The sequence below is a fragment of the Mycobacterium sp. NGS51 genome (assembly GCF_059812525.1).
Window position 1 is genome coordinate 166,679 of sequence record NZ_JCALCV010000004.1, and the last position, 20,582, is coordinate 187,260.

General features: G+C 66.6%; 20 protein-coding genes and 1 pseudogene. 11 read left to right on the forward strand and 10 right to left on the reverse strand.

The window, feature by feature from the left end; genetic code table 11:
• The first annotated feature begins 1 nt into the window (after position 1).
• From AC5Y5W_RS06930 to AC5Y5W_RS06945, 4 genes are read left to right on the forward strand one after another with little or no spacing between them, the layout of a single operon-like run.
• Entirely contained in the window at positions 2–274 is a 273-nt protein-coding gene (locus tag AC5Y5W_RS06930) for a HypC/HybG/HupF family hydrogenase formation chaperone (RefSeq protein ID WP_500010476.1), read from the forward strand.
• A 10-nt stretch (positions 275–284) separates the two neighbouring features.
• The gene (hypD, locus tag AC5Y5W_RS06935) at positions 285–1,415 is read left to right on the forward strand and encodes a hydrogenase formation protein HypD (RefSeq protein ID WP_500010475.1); all 1,131 of its coding nucleotides are present in this window, start codon (positions 285–287) and stop codon (positions 1,413–1,415) included.
• An 8-nt stretch (positions 1,416–1,423) separates the two neighbouring features.
• The gene (locus AC5Y5W_RS06940; protein WP_500010474.1) at positions 1,424–2,155 is read left to right on the forward strand and encodes a DUF6390 family protein; all 732 of its coding nucleotides are present in this window, start codon (positions 1,424–1,426) and stop codon (positions 2,153–2,155) included.
• A 24-nt stretch (positions 2,156–2,179) separates the two neighbouring features.
• Positions 2,180–2,668 carry a flavin reductase family protein gene (locus tag AC5Y5W_RS06945; protein ID WP_500010473.1) on the forward strand — a complete coding sequence of 163 codons (489 nt, stop codon included), beginning with the start codon at positions 2,180–2,182 and terminating at the stop codon, positions 2,666–2,668.
• Positions 2,669–2,681: 13 nt separating this feature from the next.
• Here the strand turns inward: AC5Y5W_RS06945 and AC5Y5W_RS06950 are convergent, their stop codons facing one another.
• Complete coding sequence (locus tag AC5Y5W_RS06950; protein ID WP_500010472.1) at positions 2,682–3,803, reverse strand: PQQ-dependent sugar dehydrogenase; 1,122 nt, start codon at positions 3,801–3,803, stop codon at positions 2,682–2,684.
• A gap of 136 nt (positions 3,804–3,939) precedes the next feature.
• Here AC5Y5W_RS06950 and AC5Y5W_RS06955 point away from each other — a divergent pair, with 136 nt between their 5' ends.
• Both AC5Y5W_RS06955 and AC5Y5W_RS06960 read left to right on the forward strand, forming a co-directional pair.
• A complete protein-coding gene (locus AC5Y5W_RS06955; protein WP_500010471.1) occupies positions 3,940–4,827 on the forward strand; it encodes a DoxX family protein in 888 nt (295 codons plus the stop codon).
• Positions 4,828–4,928: 101 nt separating this feature from the next.
• Positions 4,929–5,804: a DoxX family protein gene (locus tag AC5Y5W_RS06960; RefSeq protein ID WP_500010470.1), complete on the forward strand. Its 876-nt coding sequence runs from the start codon at positions 4,929–4,931 to the stop codon at positions 5,802–5,804.
• A gap of 15 nt (positions 5,805–5,819) precedes the next feature.
• On the opposite strand, the gene AC5Y5W_RS06965 is transcribed toward AC5Y5W_RS06960, so the two are convergent.
• Positions 5,820–6,161 (reverse strand): PH domain-containing protein, encoded by a 342-nt coding sequence (locus tag AC5Y5W_RS06965; RefSeq protein WP_500010615.1) that lies wholly within the window; start codon positions 6,159–6,161, stop codon positions 5,820–5,822.
• A gap of 329 nt (positions 6,162–6,490) precedes the next feature.
• On the opposite strand from AC5Y5W_RS06965, the gene AC5Y5W_RS06970 reads away from it, so the two are divergent.
• From AC5Y5W_RS06970 to ilvC, 3 genes are all read left to right on the forward strand, one after another.
• Entirely contained in the window at positions 6,491–8,350 is a 1,860-nt protein-coding gene (locus AC5Y5W_RS06970) for an acetolactate synthase large subunit (protein ID WP_500010469.1), read from the forward strand.
• Positions 8,350–8,868 carry an acetolactate synthase small subunit gene (gene ilvN / locus AC5Y5W_RS06975; protein ID WP_500010468.1) on the forward strand — a complete coding sequence of 173 codons (519 nt, stop codon included), beginning with the start codon at positions 8,350–8,352 and terminating at the stop codon, positions 8,866–8,868. Before AC5Y5W_RS06970 ends, ilvN begins: the two co-directional genes overlap by 1 nt.
• 92 nt (positions 8,869–8,960) lie before the next feature.
• Positions 8,961–9,962: a ketol-acid reductoisomerase gene (gene ilvC / locus AC5Y5W_RS06980; protein WP_500010614.1), complete on the forward strand. Its 1,002-nt coding sequence runs from the start codon at positions 8,961–8,963 to the stop codon at positions 9,960–9,962.
• 24 nt (positions 9,963–9,986) lie between these two features.
• On the opposite strand, the gene wrbA is transcribed toward ilvC, so the two are convergent.
• Positions 9,987–10,586, reverse strand: coding sequence for an NAD(P)H:quinone oxidoreductase (gene wrbA / locus AC5Y5W_RS06985; protein WP_500010467.1), 600 nt, complete (start codon positions 10,584–10,586; stop codon positions 9,987–9,989).
• Positions 10,583–12,013, reverse strand: coding sequence for a phytoene desaturase family protein (locus AC5Y5W_RS06990; RefSeq protein WP_500010466.1), 1,431 nt, complete (start codon positions 12,011–12,013; stop codon positions 10,583–10,585). Before AC5Y5W_RS06990 ends, wrbA begins: the two co-directional genes overlap by 4 nt.
• Positions 12,014–12,075: 62 nt before the next feature.
• Between AC5Y5W_RS06990 and serA the strand changes: the two genes are divergently transcribed.
• Together serA and AC5Y5W_RS07000 are read left to right on the forward strand one after the other, a co-directional pair.
• A complete protein-coding gene (gene serA / locus AC5Y5W_RS06995; RefSeq protein WP_500010465.1) occupies positions 12,076–13,662 on the forward strand; it encodes a phosphoglycerate dehydrogenase in 1,587 nt (528 codons plus the stop codon).
• Between the two features lie 44 nt (positions 13,663–13,706).
• Positions 13,707–14,720 carry a 3-isopropylmalate dehydrogenase gene (locus AC5Y5W_RS07000; protein WP_500010464.1) on the forward strand — a complete coding sequence of 338 codons (1,014 nt, stop codon included), beginning with the start codon at positions 13,707–13,709 and terminating at the stop codon, positions 14,718–14,720.
• A gap of 133 nt (positions 14,721–14,853) precedes the next feature.
• On the opposite strand, the pseudogene AC5Y5W_RS07005 reads toward AC5Y5W_RS07000, so the two are convergent.
• The 6 genes and pseudogenes from AC5Y5W_RS07005 to AC5Y5W_RS07030 form a co-directional block, all read right to left on the reverse strand.
• Positions 14,854–15,909 (reverse strand): annotated as a pseudogene (locus AC5Y5W_RS07005) (MFS transporter); the annotation flags it as partial.
• Positions 15,910–15,963: 54 nt separating this feature from the next.
• On the reverse strand, positions 15,964–16,863 hold the full coding sequence (thpD, locus tag AC5Y5W_RS07010) for an ectoine hydroxylase (RefSeq protein WP_500010463.1): 900 nt from the start codon (positions 16,861–16,863) through the stop codon (positions 15,964–15,966).
• On the reverse strand, positions 16,860–17,264 hold the full coding sequence (locus tag AC5Y5W_RS07015) for an ectoine synthase (RefSeq protein WP_499885312.1): 405 nt from the start codon (positions 17,262–17,264) through the stop codon (positions 16,860–16,862). Before AC5Y5W_RS07015 ends, thpD begins: the two co-directional genes overlap by 4 nt.
• On the reverse strand, positions 17,261–18,544 hold the full coding sequence (gene ectB, locus AC5Y5W_RS07020) for a diaminobutyrate--2-oxoglutarate transaminase (protein ID WP_500010462.1): 1,284 nt from the start codon (positions 18,542–18,544) through the stop codon (positions 17,261–17,263). The genes AC5Y5W_RS07015 and ectB overlap by 4 nt, the downstream gene beginning before the upstream one ends.
• Positions 18,545–18,823: 279 nt before the next feature.
• Entirely contained in the window at positions 18,824–19,330 is a 507-nt protein-coding gene (ectA, locus tag AC5Y5W_RS07025) for a diaminobutyrate acetyltransferase (RefSeq protein ID WP_499885317.1), read from the reverse strand.
• 16 nt (positions 19,331–19,346) lie between these two features.
• The gene (locus AC5Y5W_RS07030) at positions 19,347–20,540 is read right to left on the reverse strand and encodes an MFS transporter (protein WP_500010461.1); all 1,194 of its coding nucleotides are present in this window, start codon (positions 20,538–20,540) and stop codon (positions 19,347–19,349) included.
• Between the last annotated feature and the right edge of the window lie 42 nt (positions 20,541–20,582).

Sequence of the window (20,582 nt, forward strand, 5' to 3'; positions counted from 1 at the left end):
TATGTGTCTTGGTATTCCGGGGCGGATCGTCGAAATCACCGATGTCGACAACTATTTGGCTAAGGTCGACGTCAGCGGTGTGCAACGCACCATCTCGGTGCGGCTGCTGGAAAAGGACATGCCGCAACCCGACGACTGGGTGCTGGTGCATGTCGGTTTCGCGATGGCCAAGATCGACGAGACCGAAGCGTTGCTGACGCTCGCGGCCGTCAAGAAACTCGGTGACGCCTACACCACCGAAATGGAAGCGTTCGATTCGTCGGCCATCGTGTGAAGGGATAGCTATGAAATTCGTTGACGAGTTCCGTGATCCGGCGGCGGCGCGCAAACTGATCGCCGCGATCAAACGGTTGGCCGGTGAGGACGAGCACTTCAAGTTCATGGAGGTGTGCGGCGGACACACCCACACCATCTACCGGCACGGCATCGAACACCTGCTGCCGGAGAACGTCGAGTTGGTACACGGGCCGGGGTGTCCGGTATGCGTGATCCCGATGGGCCGCATCGACGACGCCATGTGGCTGGCCGAACAACCCGACGTGATCTTCACCTGCTTCGGCGACATGATGCGGGTGCCCGGCTCCAACGGAAACCTGCTGGACGCCAAGGCGCATGGCGCCGACGTGCGGTTCGTCTACTCGCCGCTGGACGCGCTGAAGATCGCCGTCGACAACCCGGACAAGCACGTGGTGTTCTTCGCCGTCGGGTTCGAGACCACCGTGCCCTCCACCGCGGTGACGCTGGTGCGGGCCCGCGATATGGGCCTGACCAACTTCAGCGTGTTCTGCAACCACGTCACGATCGTGCCGCCGATCAAAGCCATCCTCGAATCACCGGACTTGCGACTGTCCGGCTTCATCGGTCCCGGACATGTGTCGACTGTCGTCGGCAACCGGCCGTATCGGTTCGTCAACGACGTCTATCACAAGCCGTTGGTAATCGCCGGATTCGAGCCGCTGGACATCCTGGCATCGGTCGCGATGCTCCTCACCCAGATCCGGGAGGGCCGCTGCGAGATCGAAAACCAGTACTCGCGGGTGGTGCGTCCAGAGGGCAACCCGGCGGCGTTGAAGTTGATGGGCACGGTTTTCGCGCTGCGCCCGCACTTCGAATGGCGTGGGCTGGGCTTCATCTCGCAGAGCGCGCTGCGGTTGCACGACGATTTCGCCGAGTTCGATGCCGAACTGCGCTACGCGATGCCCGGCGTGCGGGTCGCCGATCCCAAGGCATGCCAATGTGGCGAGGTGCTCAAGGGCGTGCTCAAGCCTTGGGAATGCAAGGTTTTCGGCACAGCCTGTACCCCCGAAACCCCGATCGGCACCTGCATGGTGTCGCCGGAGGGCGCCTGCGCGGCCTACTACAACTTCGGCCGGATGCACCGCGATGCCGTCAAGCTGGTGGGGTCCCGAACCTGACCGTGTCGGTGGATGCCCGTGGGGCGGAGATGTTCGCCCGCTACGCCTACGCTCCCAACGCGCTGGGGTATTGCGGGCCGCCTCTGGGCGCCACGCTGCGGGACGGGTCGGTCGACGACGTGCGAATCGCCGCGCGGAAGTTCTCCGGGGCATGGCCCTACTTGCAGGTGCTTGCCAGGATGACCGGCATCGCCGATCCGCTGGACTACCGACTTGTCGAGTCGTACTGGCTCGGCGGCGGTCTCGGCGCCGATCTGGACCCGGCTGAGTTCGTCGACGAGTTGCTTGCCATCATCGGTCCGCAGGCCGGCCGCTACTGGTCACATCTCGACTCCGATTTGGTGGGCGAGGCGGCGGCCAATCACTGCTTCCACGTATTTGCGGTGTATCCGTGGTCTCGGCTGTTGGGTCGCGGGCTTGACGAGCACCCGTTGCACGTGCTGGACAGTTGCCGAATTACCTGGGGCACAGTCATTTCCCGCGACGGCGACGACGTCGACGTATCCTGCCGTGCTTTGCTGTGGGACGGTCACGTGCTGGAACTGTCCGAACCGGCGAACCGCCGGCTCGACGTGTGGGCCGACGGATACAGCGCAGTGCCCGACGTGGCCGTTGGCGACGAGGTCGCGGTGCACTGGGGCCGGTTGTGCGGCCGGCTGGCGCCCGAGCAGATACAGGCGCTGACCGATGCGACGGCGCACCAGTTGAAGGCGACCAATCAGCGACTCGCGCGCGGGTAGCCGTCGGCAGTCCATGATGGCTGTGTGGACGATGAATCATTCGACCGGCTGGTCGGCCTACTGGACTACACGATGTTCGTCGTCACCACCCAAGCCGACGGCCACTCGTCGGGCTGTCTGGTCGGCTTCGCCACCCAGACCAGCTTGGCGCCGCCGAGGTTTCTCGTCGGCATCTCCAAACGCAACCACACCTTTCGAGTGGCGAGCCGAGCCGACCACGTAGCGGTCCATGTGTTGTCGCGGCGCGACATCGAGTTGGCCCGGCTCTTCGGCGGCCAAACCGGGGATGAGGTCGACAAATTCGAGCGGTGCGCCTGGCACAGCGGCCCGGCCGGGATGCCGATTCTCGACGATGCGGTCGCCTGGTTCGTCGGAAAAACACTGAGCCGGCTCGACGTCGGCGATCACATGGGGTACCTGCTCGAACCGATTGCAGGGTATGCGCCGGAGCGCGCCGGCGATCTCGTCAGTTTCTCCGACGTGCTCGACATGGAACCGGGCCACAAAGCCTAAGACCAAACGCGCGTTACGTCTTGTCCTCGTTGGCCCGGGGGAATCCGCCGCCCTGCGGGAACAGCGGGAAGACCACGTCGTCGAGTTTCTCGGCGTCTCCGGCTGTCTTGTTGACCGTCGCGCCCCACACGTTGCCGTCCGGTGACATCCGCAACGCCCAGGCGTGGGCGTGCGTGTCCTGACGGACCACGTCGGGTTCGCCGGTGACCGCGCCGGTCGCTGGGGCAAGGTGGATGGCCACTGTCTGCTTGGTGTTAATCAGGTTGACGAGCACGGTGCCGTCCAACGCCGCACATCCGGCAACGCCGGGCCGGTCCGGCCAGGTCCAGACCGTGGAAACCTTCGAATCGCGAGTGATGCGCTGCAAACGGTCTGCAGTGGGCGCGCGGTCGACCACGTACAGCGAGCCGTCAACCGGGTCGGTGCACACCCCGCCGGCGGCGCCGAGTCCGCTGAGCGCGGTGGTCGGCGGCGCCTGGTTCAGGGTGGTCGGCTGTTCGATCCGCAGCACCTTGCCCGCCATCGAGCCTGGGTCCTCGGCCATCGCGGGATTGCCGGCGTCGCCGGTGAGAACGACCAGCGTGGTGGGGCTGGTGAAGATCAGTGCTCCGGTATTTCCGTTGGCGCCCTTGGGGATTCCGGTCAGAATATCTTTGGGGATATCGCCGTCGGCGATGCGAATGACCCGGTTGTCGCTGGGCGTGCTGATGTAGGCGTACATCAACCGGTCTTGCTGATAGGTCGGCGACAGCACAATGTCCATCAGCCCGCCGTCGCCGGCGGGATCGACCGGGATTACCAATTTGACCTTGGGCTCGGCGCTGACCGAGACCTCTTTGACGGCGCCGGTGGTGCGCTCGGCGACCAGTGCCGACTTGCTGTCGGGGCCCATGATGAGACCGCTGGTGCTTTCCAGGCAGCCCTGCATCACGCCCGGAGCCGGGCACTTTTTGGGGAATGGCTTGGCCGGCAGCGGTGGCGGCGGGGGAGGAGTCGAGCTTGCTGGCGCATGCCGCTGCGGCTCGGTGGTGAACGGTTCCGACTGAGCGTCGTTGAAGCGTGCGCATCCGCTGACGACGAGCAGCGCCGTGGACAGCGCGACAAGCGCGTACCGCACCGACCGTCGTACCTGCATGTCCGCAAGGGTACGGACAACGCTGCGGCCCTCGCCATGGCGTCCCATCGACGCGCCGACAGCGGCGAATAACGGACCGATCAAGCCGTGATACAAAACCGTCGTCTTGCCGGTTCCTTGCACTTAGGCTGGCACGGTGACCGGCGACCCCTATGGCTTTACCCGCTTTCACCGGCTTGAGGACGCGCAGGCGTCACCGGCGCGCAAGCCCGCTCCGCCGCCGCGGGAGACCCGTCCGCCGGAGCCGCCGCGGGAGTCCCGTCCGCCGGAGCCCCCGCCGCAGTCCGCTGAGCCGGAGGCGGTCGAGCCTGACGACGAGCTGGAGCCGATCGTTGACGACGATGACTCCGAAACGACCGCGATCGCACGCGACGAGCCAACTGACGAGCCGGCCGAAGATATCGATGAGGACCTCGACCCGTCGCCCGCCGCCGACCGCGAACTGCCGCCGTCTGTGCAGCCGCGGCTGTTAGACGACCCACGGCTCAAAATGGCGCGGCAACGCGGCACCCAGCATCTGGGCCTCATGGTGCTGCGGGTGGGTGTCGGTGTCGTGTTGGTCATTCACGGTATGCAGAAGATGTTCGGCTGGTGGGACGGACCGGGGATCGACGGATTCAAAAACTCGCTGACCGAATTGGGGTATCAGCACGCGGACATCCTGAGTTATCTGGCCGCCGGTGCCCAGATCGTGGCCGGCGCACTTTTGGTCCTCGGGTTGTTCACCCCGGTGGTCGCTGCCGGCGCGCTGGCCTACCTGGTCAACAGCCTGTTGGCGGACATCGCGACACAGCGACAGCACGGGCACCTGAACTTCTTCCTGCCCGGCGGCAACGAATACCACCTCGTGCTCATCATCGCGCTGGTCGCGATTATCCTTGCCGGCCCGGGCCTTTACGGGTTCGATGCCGGCCGCGGCTGGGCCCGTCGCCCGTTCATCGGATCGTCCGCAGCGCTGCTCATAGGTGTCGGCGGCGGAATCGGGTTCTGGGCGCTATTCAACGGTGTCAATCCGCTGACGTGAAGCGCGGCGGCGGCCGTCGCGGCGGCCCCGACGTGCATCAGTCTGGTAAAAGCGCCGCTCAAATCCCCAATCTCGGCCCAACTGCCCTTACCCTGACACGCGTGACGAGTCAATCGCATGACACACGATGGCGGCGGCCGGACAGCTCCGAGGCGCCAACTCCGGGACGCCAGGCCGCAGCGAGCCTGGTCGACCCGGAAGACGACCTGCCGTCAGCCACCTATGCAGGCGATTTCGAGACGACCACCATTCCGCACTACGACGCCGCCGCCGGCATGTCCCCAGACTCCGGCAATCTGCGGCTGCCCGGCAACGGATACGGCGCGATCGGCGGCCAGGAGCCACTGGGCGCCCTGCCGTATGTCCAGCCGCGGAACAACGGCCATCATTCGGTATTCGGGCCGGCCGAGCTCGAGACGGGCTTCGACGACGAGCGTGTCCGTGCAGCCGGCCGGCGCGGCACCCAGAACCTCGGTTTGCTGTTGCTGCGGATCGGGCTGGGCGCGGTGCTGATCGCCCACGGCCTGCAGAAACTGTTCGGCTGGTGGGGCGGCCAGGGACTGACCGGGTTCAAGAATTCACTGGCTGACGCCGGCTACCAGCACGCCGACATCCTCACCTACGTCGCCGCGGGCGGTCAGATCCTGGCCGGAGTTCTGCTGGTGCTGGGACTGTTCACCCCGGTCGCCGCCGCCGGCGCGCTCGCGTATCTGATCAACGGCCTGATCGCCGGGGTGTCGGCGCAATCCGACTCGCAATCGATTCCGTTCTTCCTGCCTGATGGGCACGAGTACGAGCTCACGCTGATCGTCATGGCCGCCGCGGTCATCTTGATCGGCCCGGGACGGTATGGATTCGACGCTGGTCGTGGCTGGGCGCGGCGGCCGTTCATCGGCTCGTTCGCGGCCCTGCTGTTGGGGATCGGCGCCGGTGTCGGCATGTGGGTATTGCTCAACGGTTCGAATCCGCTGACGTAAGCCAGACCAGCGGGTCTAGCCGGCGTACGGGTTAGGTACCCGGCCCCCGCTGGCTTCGGTCAACACCGGGAGCGTCGCGAAGGTGACCGCGGGCAACCGCAGTTCGCCGTCGCCCTTGAGTTGCGCCCGCGCCCACAAACTCTTGGTGAACCGCAGCCCGTCGATCTGATCCCAGCGCACGGCCCGGCTGCCGAGCAGGGTGCGGACCGTCACGCCTTGTTGGTCCGCCACGGTGCGCAGCCGAATGATCAACGCTGACAACACAACCGGGATCACCAATAGCGGCGCGCTCAGGGGCCAGGTCAGTACCGGTATCAGCAGACCCAACGCGAAGAAGCCAACCGCAAAGTGGGCCATCGGTGAAATCTTGATCACCGCCGGGGACGTCGCGGGTGAGCTGGCAGCCACCGCTGCATTGTGTCACCGCCCGATGAGATTGCGTCCAGCGCTGTGCCGGGATGGGCAGTCACGACCCTGTGCGCAATCTCAACGCTAAACGGGTTTCCATCCGGATTTGACGGCTGACCTGTGCAGAGACTACCGTCGAACGCTATGTACAGCCGCGAAATGCTCGTAGTACTTGGTCGGCGCGTTGGTAGCTGATTAGCTTTCGAGCACCAACGCGCAACCCCTCGTGCAGCAGAGCTGGCGGGGGTTTTTTGTTGCCAGCACCTGAAGAGGACACAGTGAGCGCACCCATAACGCGACCATCGGAGCGATCGGCGAGACCGCCGGTTGCCAACGGCGCGTCCGCCGCAGCCAAACCCGTCGGCCCCCAACCGAGCCACGTTGCGCCGCACCAGCTTACCGGTGCGCAGTCGGTAATCAGGTCGCTGGAGGAACTCGACGTCGAGGTCATCTTCGGCATTCCGGGCGGCGCCGTGCTGCCGGTGTACGACCCGCTGTTCGACTCGCAGAAGCTGCGCCACGTGCTGGTGCGTCACGAGCAGGGCGCCGGGCATGCCGCCAGCGGCTACGCGCACGCCACCGGCAAAGTCGGCGTGTGCATGGCCACGTCGGGTCCCGGTGCCACCAACCTGGTCACTCCGCTGGCGGATGCGCAGATGGACTCGGTCCCGGTGGTGGCGATCACCGGGCAGGTCGGCCGGTCGCTGATCGGCACCGACGCCTTCCAAGAGGCCGACATCTCCGGTGTGACCATGCCGATCACCAAGCACAACTTTCTGGTCCGCGACGGCGACGAGATCCCCCGGGTGATCGCCGAGGCCTTCCACATCGCGGCCACCGGGCGTCCCGGTGCGGTGCTCGTCGACATCCCCAAGGACATCCTGCAAGGCCAGTGCACGTTCAGCTGGCCGCCGCGAATGGATCTGCCCGGCTACAAGCCCAACACCAAGCCGCACAACCGGCAGATCCGAGAGGCCGCCAAGCTGATCGCGGCCGCCCGCAAACCGGTGCTCTACGTCGGCGGCGGGGTCATCCGCGGCGACGCCACCGAGCAGCTGCGCGACCTGGCCGAGCTGACCGGCATCCCGGTGGTGACCACGCTGATGGCGCGCGGCGCCTTCCCCGACAGCCACCCGCAGCACCTGGGCATGCCGGGCATGCACGGCACGGTTGCCGCGGTCGCGGGCCTGCAGCGCAGTGACCTGTTGATCGCGCTGGGTACCCGATTCGACGACCGGGTCACCGGCAAACTCGAATCATTCGCGCCGGAGGCCAAGGTCATCCACGCCGACATCGACCCGGCCGAGATCGGCAAGAACCGCCACGCCGACGTGCCGATCGTCGGCGACGTCAAAGCCGTCATCACCGATCTGATCGCGGCGCTGCACCATGACGGGACCACCATCGACGTCGACGACTGGTGGGAGTACCTGCGCGATGTGCGGTCCACTTACCCGCTGTCCTACGGGCCGCAGAGCGACGGCAGCCTCAGCCCCGAATACGTGATCTCGACCCTCGGCAAGATGGCCGGACCGGACGCCGTCTACGTGGCCGGAGTCGGGCAGCACCAGATGTGGGCCGCGCAGTTCATCTCCTACGAGAATCCGCGCACCTGGCTCAATTCCGGCGGTCTGGGCACCATGGGCTTCGCCATCCCGGCGGCGATGGGCGCCAAAATCGCCCGCCCGGACGCCGAGGTGTGGGCGGTCGACGGCGACGGCTGTTTCCAGATGACCAACCAGGAACTGGCCACCTGTGCGATCGAAGGCGCTCCGATCAAGGTGGCGTTGATCAACAACGGCAACCTGGGCATGGTGCGTCAATGGCAGTCGCTGTTCTATCAAGAGCGCTACTCGCAGACCGATCTGGCGACCCACTCGCACCGCATCCCGGACTTCGTCAAGCTGGCCGAGGCGCTCGGTTGCGTCGGATTGCGCTGCGAGCGTGAGGAAGACGTGGCAGACGTCATTGCCCAGGCCCGCGCGATCAACGACCGACCGGTGGTGATCGACTTCATCGTCGGGGCCGACGCGCAGGTCTGGCCGATGGTGGCCGCCGGCACCAGCAACGACGAGATCCAGGCCGCTCGCGGAATCCGACCGCTGTTCGACGACGAGGGCAACGAGGGGCACGCCTGATGAGCGCTCTGGATTCTGCGAAGACGCATACACTTTCGGTGCTGGTCGAAGACAAACCCGGCGTCCTCGCGCGAGTGGCGGCGCTGTTTTCCCGGCGCGGGTTCAACATCGAGTCGCTGGCTGTCGGCGCGACCGAACAAAAGGACATGTCCCGGATGACGATCGTCGTCTCCGCCGAGGACGCCGTGCTGGAACAGATCACCAAGCAGCTCAACAAGTTGGTCAACGTCATCAAAATCGTCGAGCAGGATGACGACAATGCGGTGGCCCGCGAGTTGGCGCTGATCAAAGTGCGCGCCGACGCCAATACTCGCGGCCAGATTATCGAAGCGGCGAACCTGTTCCGCGCCAGGGTGATTGACGTCTCCCCGGAGTCGCTCATCATCGAGGCAACCGGCACCCCGGCGAAGTTCGAGGCGCTGCTGCGGGTGCTGGAGCCCTACGGGGTGCGCGAGATTGTCCAGTCCGGATTGGTGTCGCTGTCCCGCGGTCCGCGGGGTATCGGCACCGCAAAATAATTCATCGAAAAATGGGAGTGGCGATCGCAAGCGCGGCGAAGCCGGGCGCAGCGGGTCGCCACAGATAGGGAGAAGTCACTGTGGCAGTGCAGATGTTCTACGACGACGACGCCGACCTGTCGATCATCCAGGCCCGCAAGGTCGGCGTCATCGGATACGGCAGCCAAGGCCACGCGCACTCGCTGAGCCTGCGCGACTCCGGCGTCCAGGTGAAGGTGGGCCTGAAGGAGGGCTCGAAATCTCGGGCCAAGGTCGCCGAGCAGGGACTCGAGGTCGACACCCCGGCCGAGGTGGCCAAGTGGGCCGACGTGATCATGCTGTTGGCACCCGACACCGCGCAGGCCGACATCTTCACGAACGACATCGAGCCCAACCTGCAGGCGGGCAATGCGCTGTTCTTCGGCCACGGGCTCAACATTCACTTCGACCTGATCAAGCCTGCCGCTGATATCACCGTGGGGATGGTCGCGCCGAAGGGCCCGGGGCACTTGGTGCGCCGCCAATTCGTCGACGGCAAGGGTGTGCCCTGCCTGATCGCCGTGGACCAGGACCCCAGCGGGGAAGGCGAGGCGCTGGCGCTGTCGTACGCCAAAGGCATCGGCGGCACCCGCGCCGGCGTCATCAAGACCACGTTCAAGGAAGAGACCGAGACCGACCTGTTCGGTGAGCAGGCCGTGTTGTGCGGCGGCACCGAGGAATTGGTCAAGGCCGGGTTCGACGTGATGGTCGAGGCCGGTTACGCGCCGGAGATGGCCTACTTCGAGGTGCTGCACGAACTCAAGCTGATCGTCGACCTGATGTACGAGGGCGGTATCGCACGGATGAACTACTCGGTGTCTGACACCGCGGAGTTCGGCGGCTACCTTTCGGGTCCGCGGGTGATCGATGCCGACGCCAAAGAGCGGATGCGCGCCATCCTGCGCGACATTCAGGACGGCAGCTTCGTCAAGAAGCTGGTCGCCGACGTCGAGGGTGGCGGCAAGGAACTCACGCGGTTGCGCAAGGAAAACGCCGAGCATCCCATCGAGGTGACCGGCAAGAAGCTGCGCGATCTGATGAGCTGGGTCGACCGCCCGATCACCGAAACCGCCTAGCCCGTCCCTTGGCGCTCGGTGCGGTCAAGGTGCCAGTTGGCCGGCGACCGCCACCACGCGCCGAGCCAGGTGGTCGAGCGCCGCGTTTGTCGCGTCGTCGAACTCGTTGATGTTGTCGTGGGTGGAGACCAGGCTCACCCCGTAGGGGTTGCCGTCCACGAACTTCAGCGGATCGGTGTACCCCGGTGGCACGAGAATCCCGCCGAAATGCATCAGCGTGAGGTAAAGCGCCAGCAGCGTGGTCTCTTGGCCACCGTGGACGGTGTTCGACGACGTGAAGCCCGCATACACCTTGTCGGCGAGCTTGCCCTCGGCCCAGAGCCCGCCCAGCGAGTCGAGGAAGTTGCGCAACTGCGCTGCGGGAGAGCCGAATCGCGTCGGTGAGCCGAAGATCACCGCGTCGGCCCAGACGATGTCGTCGCCCGTCGCGACCGGCAAGTCCTTGGTGGCGTTATAGTTCGCCGTCCAAGCCGGATTGCCGGCAAACGATTCCGGGTCGCGGGTTTCGGCGACGGGGCGAACCCGCACCTCGGCGCCCGCGGACTCGGCCGCTGCGGCGACGTGTTTGGCCATCGTCGTGCCGTGACCGGTAGCGGAGTAATAGATGACCGCGAGTTTCGTCATGGCGCCATCGTAGGCATCGCGGTGATCCCGAACTCGCGCTTGAGCACACTGCGCGCGGCGTAGTAGCCGCACATGCCATGCACGCCGCCGCCCGGGGGTGTGGCCGCCGAACACAGGTACGCCTTGGGAATCGGTGTCGCCCAGGGATTGAGTCGTGGGGTCGGGCCGACGATCGCACGCCAGGCGGAATTCCCACCCATCCCGATGTCACCGCCGACATAATTCGCGTTGTGATCGGCCAGTCGCGCTGCGGGCACGCTGCGGGCGGCGACCACGATGTCGCGGAAGCCGGGCGCAAATCGCTCGAATATTGTTGTGACGGCTTCGGTTTGGTCAACGGTGGAACCCGAGGGGACATGCGCGTAGGTCCACAGCGGCCGACGTCCGTCGGTATCGATCCGGCCCGGGTCGCAGACGTACGGAGTAGCAGCCAGCACCATCGGCCACTCCGCATGCCGTCCGGCGGCCACCTCCGATTCGGCTCGCGCCATTTGCGCACGGGTGCCGCCGAGGTGGAAGGTGGGTACCTGCGCCAGTCGCGCATCGGACCACGGAATGTCGTCGCTGAGCACGAAATCGACCTTCGCAACCCCAGGGCCAAAGCGGTAGCCACGCAATGCTTTCGCGTAGCCGGCCGGCAGCGTGTCGCCGTAGATGCGCAATAGCGCCGTCGGAGCGGTGTCATACAACACGACACCGCCGGGTGGTTCGGCGATCTCCACCCCGGCGGTCAATTCGCCGCCGTGCGCCCGCAGATCGGCGATCAGCGCATTGGCGATCGCCTGGCTGCCGCCCACCGGGATGGGCCAGCCGACCGCATGGCCCAGCGTCGCCAGCATCAGCCCGGCGGCCGCCGACACCAGCGACGGCATGCGCGAAATCGTATGAGCGGCAACACCACTGAACAGCGCTCGGGCGTCCTCGCCGGCCAACGACCGCCACGCGGGAGTGGCTTGCGCGAGCATCCGTAAGCCTAGGTGCAGCGCCGGCAGCACATCTGTCGGCACCGAGCGTTTGTCGCCGAGCAGCAATCCCACCACCGCCTCGGAGTCAGCCACCAGCGGGCCCAGCAGTCGCCGCCATGACGCGCCGTGCTCTAGGCCGTCGCAGGTCCGTTCCAGATCGTGGTAAGCAATCGCCGCCGGCCGGTCCGGTAGCGGATTGGCATAGGCCAGCTCTGGTACCGCCAACTGCACACCGCGCGCGGGCAGGTCGAATTGCGCCAGGAACGGCGACGCGAGCGCCAGCGGGTGCACCGCCGAGCAGATGTCGTGCGATACCCCGGGGAACTCTGGGTCGGCGGCGGTGCGGGCGCCACCACCGAACGTCGGCTGCGCCTCGATGACTTGCACGCTCAAACCGGCGCGTGCGCAGATGACGGCGGCGGTCAGCCCGTTGGGTCCGCTACCGACGACAGTGACGTCCATCCGTTGATTACAACCCATGAGGCTCCAGGCGCCGCGCTGACGGTCGCCGCTACGCTGGCCGGGTGAGCCTGCCTGTTGTCTTGATCGCCGACAAACTTGCCGAATCAACCGTCGAAGCCCTGGGCGACCAGGTCGAGGTGCGCTGGGTCGACGGCCCGGATCGCGAAAAACTGTTGGCTGCGGTACCGGACGCCGACGCGCTGCTGGTGCGCTCGGCCACCACCGTCGACGCCGAAGTGCTGGCCGCCGGGTCCAAGCTCAAGATCGTCGCCCGCGCCGGCGTCGGGTTGGACAACGTCGACGTCGAGGCCGCCACCGCCCGCGGCGTGCTGGTGGTCAACGCACCGACATCGAACATCCACAGCGCCGCAGAGCATGCGATCGCGCTGCTGCTGGCCGCGGCCCGCCAGATCACCGTGGCCGACGCCTCGCTGCACGCGCACGAGTGGAAGCGCTCGTCGTTCTCCGGCACGGAGATCTTCGGCCACACCGTCGGCGTGGTCGGACTGGGCCGCATCGGGCAGCTGGTCGCGCAGCGGCTGGCGGCTTTCGGCGCCCACGTCGTCGCCTATGACCCGTACGTGTCGCCGGCGCGGGCCGCGCAGCTGGGTATTGAGCTGCTGGCCCTCGACGAGCTGCTGGGCCGCGCCGACTTCATCTCGGTGCACCTGCCCAAGACACCGGAGACGGCCGGCCTGATCGGCAAGGAGGCGCTGGCCAAGACCAAGCCGGGTGTCATCATCGTCAACGCCGCACGCGGCGGGCTGGTCGACGAGGCCGCATTGGCCGAGGCGGTGTCCAGCGGGCATGTCCGCGGCGCGGGTATCGACGTATTCGCCAGCGAGCCGTGCACCGACAGCCCGCTGTTCGACCTGCCTCAAGTCGTGGTGACTCCCCACTTGGGCGCCTCGACCGCCGAAGCTCAAGACCGGGCCGGCACCGATGTGGCGGCGAGCGTGCAGCTGGCACTGGCCGGCGAGTTCGTCCCCGACGCGGTCAACGTCGGCGCCGGGGTGGTCAACGAGGAAGTTGCGCCGTGGCTGGACCTCGTCCGCAAGCTCGGTGTACTGGCGGGCGCACTGTCTGACGAGCTGCCGGTGACGCTGTCGATACAGGTACGGGGCGAGTTGGCTGCCGAAGACGTTGAGGTGCTGCGACTTTCGGCTCTGCGCGGTCTGTTCTCGGCGGTGATCGAAGACCCGGTGACATTCGTCAATGCGCCGGCGTTGGCCAGCGAACGCGGCGTCGCCGCCGACATCAGCACCGCCACCGAAAGCCCCAACCACCGCAGTGTCGTCGACGTGCGCGCGGTCGGCTCCGACGGCTCGGTCGTCAACGTGGCCGGCACGTTGTCCGGGCCGCAGCTGGTGGAAAAGATCGTGCAGATCAACGAGCGCAACTTCGACCTGCGGGCCCAGGGCACCAACCTGGTGATCAACTATGTCGACCAGCCCGGGGCGCTGGGCAAGATCGGCACCCTGCTGGGCGGGGCCGGGGTCAACATCCACGCCGCGCAACTGTCCGAGGATGCCGAGGGCCCGGGCGCGACGATCCTGTTGCGCCTGGATCGCGATGTGCCCGAGGATGTCCGGTCGGCGATCGGCGCGGCCGTCGAGGCCAACAAACTCGAGGTGGTGGACCTGTCGTGACGAGCGACGGCGACAACACAAGGCGAAACGAGGAGCGGCGCCAAATGAAATTGGCGATCATCGGCGGTGACGGTATCGGCCCAGAGGTGGTGGCCGAAGCGGTCAAGGTCCTCGACACGGTGCTTCCGGGTGTGGAGACGACGAACTACGACCTGGGCGCTCGGCGCTTTCACGCCAGCGGGGAAGTGCTGCCCGACTCGGTGCTCAGCGAGTTGCGCGCGCACGACGCGATCCTGCTCGGCGCAGTCGGTGATCCGTCGGTGCCCAGCGGCGTGCTCGAGCGTGGCCTGCTGCTGCGCCTGCGCTTCGAACTCGACCACTACGTCAACCTGCGGCCGGCCCGGCTGTACCCGGGGGTCAGCAGCCCGCTGGCGGGAGACCCGAAAATCGACTTCGTGGTGGTGCGGGAGGGCACCGAGGGTCCCTACGCCGGCAGCGGCGGCATCATCCGGCGCGGCACTGCGCAGGAGATCGCCACCGAGGTCAGCGTCAACACTGCCTACGGGGTGCGGCGAGTGGTGCGGGATGCGTTCGAACGCGCCCAGCGGCGGCGCAAACACCTGACCCTGCTGCACAAGACGAATGTGATCACCTTCGCCGGAGACCTGTGGTGGCGCACCGTGCAGCAGGTCAAGGCGGAGGAGTATCCCGACGTCGAGATCGCCTACTGCCACACCGACGCCGCGACCATCTACATGGTCACCGATCCCGGCCGGTTCGACGTGATCGTCACCGACAACCTGTTCGGCGACATCGTCACCGACCTGGCCGCCGCGGTATGTGGCGGTATCGGGTTGGCGGCCAGCGGCAACATCGACGCCACCAGGACCAATCCGTCGATGTTCGAGCCGGTGCACGGCAGCGCGCCCGATATTGCCGGGCAGGGCGTCGCAGACCCGACTGCGGCGATTATGTCGGTGGCGCTGCTGTTGTCCCACGTCGGCGAAGACGCCGCTGCTGCGCGAGTGGACCGGGCAGTGGCGACCCATCTGGAGACTCGGGGGACGCAGCGGTTTTCGACCCGTCAGGTGGGCGACCGGATCGCTGCTGAGCTTTAGCCTCCAGTTCGGGCGGCAGCACGGAGGCCGGCACCAGCGGCGTCGCGACCAACGGAAACAACCCGCACACCAAGAAGGCCGCCGGATAGCCGCTGGCCACGATCAGCGCGCCGAACACCGGGGGCCCGCCGGCGGCCATCAACCGCTGATAGGTGTTCTGCAGACCCAGCGCACGTCCGCTCCAATACGGTCCGGCGTATTCGGTGATCGCGGTGGACTCCAGCCCATTGTCGAGCACCGCGATCACCGATGCGGCCACCATCAGTGGCACGGCATATGCCGACTTCAGATGATCGGCGATCGCCAGCAACACCAGCGCCAGGCCGCCGGCGATGCCGATCATGCGTACCGGCCGCAACCGGGAGCCGACGCGATCCGACCACCGCCCGACCAGGACGCGGCCCACCGCACCGAGTAGCTGCGAGACAGTGACCAGCGTCCCGGCCGACGCGATCGTCCAGCCGTGCTTGTTGATCAACCACACCAGCATGAACGTTACGGTCACCGTCTGCGGCATCATCAGCAGCGCCGACGACGCGTGGATTCGGCGCAGCACCTGCGGTCCGCGGTACGGATTGGCCAGCTCTTCCTTGCTGGCCGCCGTGCGTGGCTTACGCGGCGGGTCGATCACACCGATCGCGCTGGCCACCGCCGACACGGTGCACATCAGCGCCGGAAATGTCAGTCCGGCCATTGGCCCGTGTTCGGCCAGCTCGGGAATCACCAGCGCGCCCAACGCGATTCCCAGCGGCTGCGCGGTCTGCCGGATCCCCATCGCCAACCCGCGCTGGTGCGGGGGAAACCACCCGGAGACCAGCCGCCCGCCGGCCGCGTTGCAGCTGGCGGCCGCCATGCCGCCGACGAACAGGAACGCACCGATCGCCATCAAAGAATGCATGGTCGTCGCGGCGTAGGCGGCCGCCGCGGTCAGCACCGAACCGACCGTGAGCACGATCCGCTCGCCGATCCGGTCGAGCAGGTAGCCCCAGGCGATCAGGGTCACCACCATGCCGAAGCTCGGCATCGACGCCAGCAGGCCGGCCTGCGCCAGCGGCGTGCCGCGGTCGTTTTCCAGTGCCGGAATCAGAAAGGCGACGCCGTTGATGAAGATGAAGGCGCTTGCCGTGACCGCCAGCGAGATGGCCACCATCGACCAGCGCGCTCCGGTACCGATCGAGTCCGTCGCCATTCAATCCATCGTTCCACACGCATTCGCGGCGTGCGGTTGGCGAAACACCGGAGATCAGAGCGGATGGAAGCTGCGACTGGCGATGAAGCTGGGACGAGGATCGGCGGCACCGAACGGTTCGACCAGCGTGTTTTCCACGCTGTTGTAGACGACGAACACGTTCGAACGGGGGTAGGGCGTGATGTTGCTGTTCGACCCGTGCATGCAGTTGCTGTCGAAGAACACCGCCGATCCCGCCGGACCGATGAACTGGCGGATGCCCCGCTCGTTGGCCAGCCAGGTCAGGCTGGCGTCGTCGGGGGTGCCGATCTCCTGACGGCGCAGCGACGAGCGGTAGTGGTCGGGCGGTGTCTCGCCCGGGCAGGACACGAACCACTTGTGTGAGCCGGGCATGATCATCAGCGAGCCGTTGCAGTCAAGGTTCTCGGTCAGCGCGACCGAAACGCTGACCGCGCGTGGGGCGGGCATGCCGTCCTCGGCGTGCCAGGTCTCGAAGTCGGAATGCCAGAAGAACTCCTGGCCGTTGAAACCAGGCTTGAAGTTGATCCGGCTCTGGTGCACGTACACATCCGAGCCGAGCAGCTGACGGACCGGGCCGACCAGCCGCGGATCGGCGATCAGCGCGGCGAACGCCGGACTCACCTTGTGGACCTCGAAGATCGACCTGATCTCGCGGCTGTCGGGCTCGAGCACCGAGCGTTCGTCGTCGGCCAAGATCGGGTCGGTGCGCAGGGTGTCCAGCTCGGCCCGCAGGTCGGCAACGACGTCGGGGTCGAGCAGGGTGTCCACGCTCAGGAACCCGTCGGCGTCGAAACGGTCGACCACCGCCCGCTCGAGCGGACCGCTGACACGATCGGGAGCCCACACCACGGGGTCGTGGCGTGGTTCGATCCCGATCTTGACGTCGCTGCGAGTCGGGTAGCGGTCGTAGCGATCGGTCACTGTGGCCGTCACGCGGTCGCCTCCGTCTCTTCCACGATCAGCGGATAAGCCCCAGTCTCGTCGTGTACCTCGCGGCCGGTCACCGGCGGAGTGAACACGCACACCATGCGCAGGTCGGCGTGGGCGCGGACCCGGTGATGCTCGTGGCCGTCAAGTAGATACAAGGTCCCATCGCGCAGCGGGTGTACTTCGCCGGTCTCGTCGTTCACCAGTTCGCCTTCGCCGCCAACGCAGTACACCGCTTCCACGTGGTTCGCGTACCACATGGTGGTTTCGGTACCGGCATACAGCACGGTCTCGTGCATCGAGAACGACTGCCCATCACGCGCCAGCAGCAGCCGCTGGCTGTTCCAGGTTTCTGCCTGAACGTCGCGGTCGGTGCCGCTGATCTCGGACAGGGTACGGACGATCATCGGTCGCCTTTCCCGTTCGCGCCGACCCCGGCCAGCGGTCGCGCAGTAGCCGCCTTGATCGACTCCGACAGGATCGCCAGGCCCTGCTCGATCTCGGTGTCCTCGATCACCAGCGGCGGCATCATCTTGACCACCTCGCTCTGCGCGCCGGACGTCTCGAGCAGCATCCCGCGCTCGAAGGCCGCTCGGCACACCGCGCCGGCCAGTTCGGGACGATCGAACGCCAGACCCTGCACCAGACCGCGTCCGCGAACGTGGACCCCGTCGACGGGCGCGACGACGTCGCTCAGCGTCCGCTCGATCTGTTCGCCCTTGCGCAAGACGCTTTTGCTGAGCTGGTCGTCGGTCCAGAAGTCCAGCGCAGCAGTGGCGGTGACGAACGCCGGGTTGTGACCGCGGAAGGTGCCGTTGTGCTCACCGGGTTCCCACTGGTCGAGTTCGGGCTTGAACAAGGTGAGTGCCATCGGCAGCCCGTAGCCGCTGATCGACTTGGACAGGCACACGATATCGGGCACGATGCCGGCGGCCTCGAAGCTGAAGAACGGCCCGGTGCGCCCGCAGCCCATCTGCACGTCGTCGACGATCAGCAGCAACTCGTGGCGACGGCACACCTCGGCCAGCCCGCGCAACCACTGCAGCCGGGCGACGTTGATGCCGCCCTCGCCCTGCACGGTCTCGACGATCACCGCGGCCGGTTGGTTCAGCCCACTGCCGTTGTCATTCAGCAGCCGCTCGAACCACATGAAGTCGGGCGTGGTGTCGTCGAGATAGTGGTCGTAGGGCATCGGGGTGGCGTGCACCAGGGGAATGCCGGCCCCGCCCCGCTTCATCGAGTTGCCGGTGACGCTCAGTGCGCCCAGGGTCATGCCGTGAAAGGCGTTGGTAAAGCTGATCACGCTCTCCCGGCCGGTGATTTTGCGGGCCAGTTTCAGCGCCGCTTCCACCGAGTTAGCGCCGGTGGGTCCGGGGAACTGCACTTTGTAGTCCAGCCCGCGGGGGCGCAGGATCACCTCGTCGAAACGTTGCAGGAACCGCGCCTTGGCGACGGTGTTCATGTCCAGGCTGTGCACCACCCGGTCGGCGGTCAGATACTCCAGTAGCGCCGCTTTGAGGTCGGGATGGTTGTGCCCGTAGTTGAGTGCGCCGGCACCGGCGAAGAAGTCCAAATATTTCCGTCCCTCGGTGTCCCACATGTGACTGCCGGATGCCCGGTCGAATACCACCGGCCACGAGCGGCAATAACTGCGTACCTCGGATTCAAGTGCCTCAAAAATGGACAATGTGGTTTAGCCTTCCGTCCGTTCGAGCAACACGACGGAACGAGAGCGATAAAGCCGAATCCGCACGGCGACGGTGCGGCAGCGGGGTTCCGGTTCGTCTTCGACGTCGGTAACAGCGAAGACGACTGGGCTCCGTTGCCAGTCGTCGATCTGTTTCGGCTTACCACCCCGCTCGGACGCCCCGACTCGGTCTGCCGGGGGCTTCACGTCGCGCAATCAGCAACCTTACCGAGAACCTGCAGCCGGTCTCAAGCTCCTCCGTCGGCGGGTCTGCTCGGCTCAGCCGTGCTGGGGTACCCCCAAAGGACCAATACGAAACAGCTGTTCAGAGGCGTGATCGTTCGGAAATAACTCTGAGCCGAATAGCTCATCACGTTCGAGCGGCGCATTCCAGCGGCGAGCGAATGCGCTGAATAACCGCTGGCTGGCAACGTTGTCCGGTGTGATCGACGCCTCAACATTCGTGACGCCCGCGGGCTGCAACCGCTCGGCTAGATGGTCAAGCATGCGCCCGGCGGCCCCCGCGCCGCGGTGCGCGGAACTGACCGCGATCTGCCACACCATCACGGTGTCCGGGTGTTCGGGGCGGCGGTAGCCGGTCAGGAACCCCGCCGGCCGGCCGTCGATATGGGCGATCACCGAGGTGGCCGCGAAGTCCCGGCACCACAGCAGGTAGGCGTAGGGCGGGTTGACGTCGAGGGTGGCGCTGTCGGAGGCCATCCGCCACAACGTCGGCCCGTCGGCCACGGTAGGTGCGCGCAAGTCGAGGTCCACGGAATTGGTCACCGCGCCGACAGTAGTGTCAGCTCTTCGCGCGCAGTCGCGCGCCCACCGGCACCAACGGCAGGGCCAGTAGCGGGAACAGCGCGCACACCGCGAATGCCAGCGGATAGCCAGCGACGTCGATCACCTCGCCGAAAATCGGCGGTCCGGCACCGGCGGTCAGCCGCTGGCTGGTGTTCTGAGCGCCCATCGCGCGTCCGCTCCAGTACGGCCCGACGACTTCGGGGATTGCGGTGAACGCCAGCCCATTGTCGAGCACGGTGACCACCGAGGCGGCGACCATGGCCAGCACCGCAAGCGACGATCCCAGCTGGTCGGTGAGCGCCAGCAGCGCCATGACCACCGCGGCGATCATCGCGATCGTGCGGATCGGCCGCATCCGGGAGCCGACCCGGTCCGACCATCGTCCGACGGCGATTCGGCCCAGGGCGCCGAGTAGTTGCGACACGCTCACCAACGCACCCGCCGAGGCTGTGGACCAGCCATGATCCCGCATCAGCCAGACCAGCATGAACGTCAACACCACCGTCTGCGGCACCATCAGCAGTGCCGAGGCCAGGTGGATGCGCCACAACACCGCCGTGCTGCGGTATGGATTGGCCAGCTCGTCGTCGTTGGCCGCCCCCCGCTTCTTGCGCGGCGGATCGAGCACGCCGATCACGCTGAGCACCGCGGCGCCCGCGCACAGCGCCGCCGGGAACAGCAGCGCCACCGAGAAGTCGCGTTCGCCCAGCTCGGGCAGCACCAGCGCCGCCACGGCGATCCCGAGCGGTTGGGCGGTCTGGCGGATACCCATAGCCAAGCCGCGCTGGTCCGGCGGGAACCAACCGGTCACCAGCCTGCCGCTGGCGGTGTTGGCGCTGGCGGCGGCCATCCCGCCGACGAACAGACACGGCGCCTCCACCAGCATGGAAGGAGGAACCGAGGCCGCGGCGACGGCGGCCGCCGCGGTCAGCGCCAGACCGACTCCCAGCACGATCCGCTCGCCGACCAGATCCAGCAGATAGCCCCAGGCGATCAGCGTGAGCACCATGCCAAAGCTGGGCATCGCCGAAAGCAGGGCGGCTTGGGCCAGGGTGATGCCGCGTTCGGCGTCCAGAGCGGGGATCAGGAACGCGATGCCGTTGACGAAGACGGTGGCTGACAATGTCGCCACCAGCGAGATTCCCAGCAATGACCAACGCCGTGTCGAGCTGAGCGAAGCTGTCACCACTTTTCCAGGGTTCCAGGTAGTCGGTTCTTCCGTGTCGGCCCA

Bases quoted from the DNA above. Each gene is read 5' to 3' on its own strand.
- AC5Y5W_RS06930 (WP_500010476.1), top strand. From the start codon at position 2: ATGTGTCTTGGTATTCCGGGGCGGATCGTCGAAATCACCGATGTCGAC.
- wrbA (WP_500010467.1), bottom strand. From the start codon at position 10,586: ATGACGAAACTCGCGGTCATCTATTACTCCGCTACCGGTCACGGCACG.
- AC5Y5W_RS06950 (WP_500010472.1), bottom strand. From the start codon at position 3,803: ATGCAGGTACGACGGTCGGTGCGGTACGCGCTTGTCGCGCTGTCCACG.
- ilvN (WP_500010468.1), top strand. From the start codon at position 8,350: ATGAGCGCTCTGGATTCTGCGAAGACGCATACACTTTCGGTGCTGGTC.
- AC5Y5W_RS06990 (WP_500010466.1), bottom strand. From the start codon at position 12,013: ATGGACGTCACTGTCGTCGGTAGCGGACCCAACGGGCTGACCGCCGCC.
- AC5Y5W_RS06965 (WP_500010615.1), bottom strand. From the start codon at position 6,161: ATGGCCCACTTTGCGGTTGGCTTCTTCGCGTTGGGTCTGCTGATACCG.
- AC5Y5W_RS07000 (WP_500010464.1), top strand. From the start codon at position 13,707: ATGAAATTGGCGATCATCGGCGGTGACGGTATCGGCCCAGAGGTGGTG.
- ilvC (WP_500010614.1), top strand. From the start codon at position 8,961: ATGTTCTACGACGACGACGCCGACCTGTCGATCATCCAGGCCCGCAAG.
- hypD (WP_500010475.1), top strand. From the start codon at position 285: ATGAAATTCGTTGACGAGTTCCGTGATCCGGCGGCGGCGCGCAAACTG.
- AC5Y5W_RS07015 (WP_499885312.1), bottom strand. From the start codon at position 17,264: ATGATCGTCCGTACCCTGTCCGAGATCAGCGGCACCGACCGCGACGTT.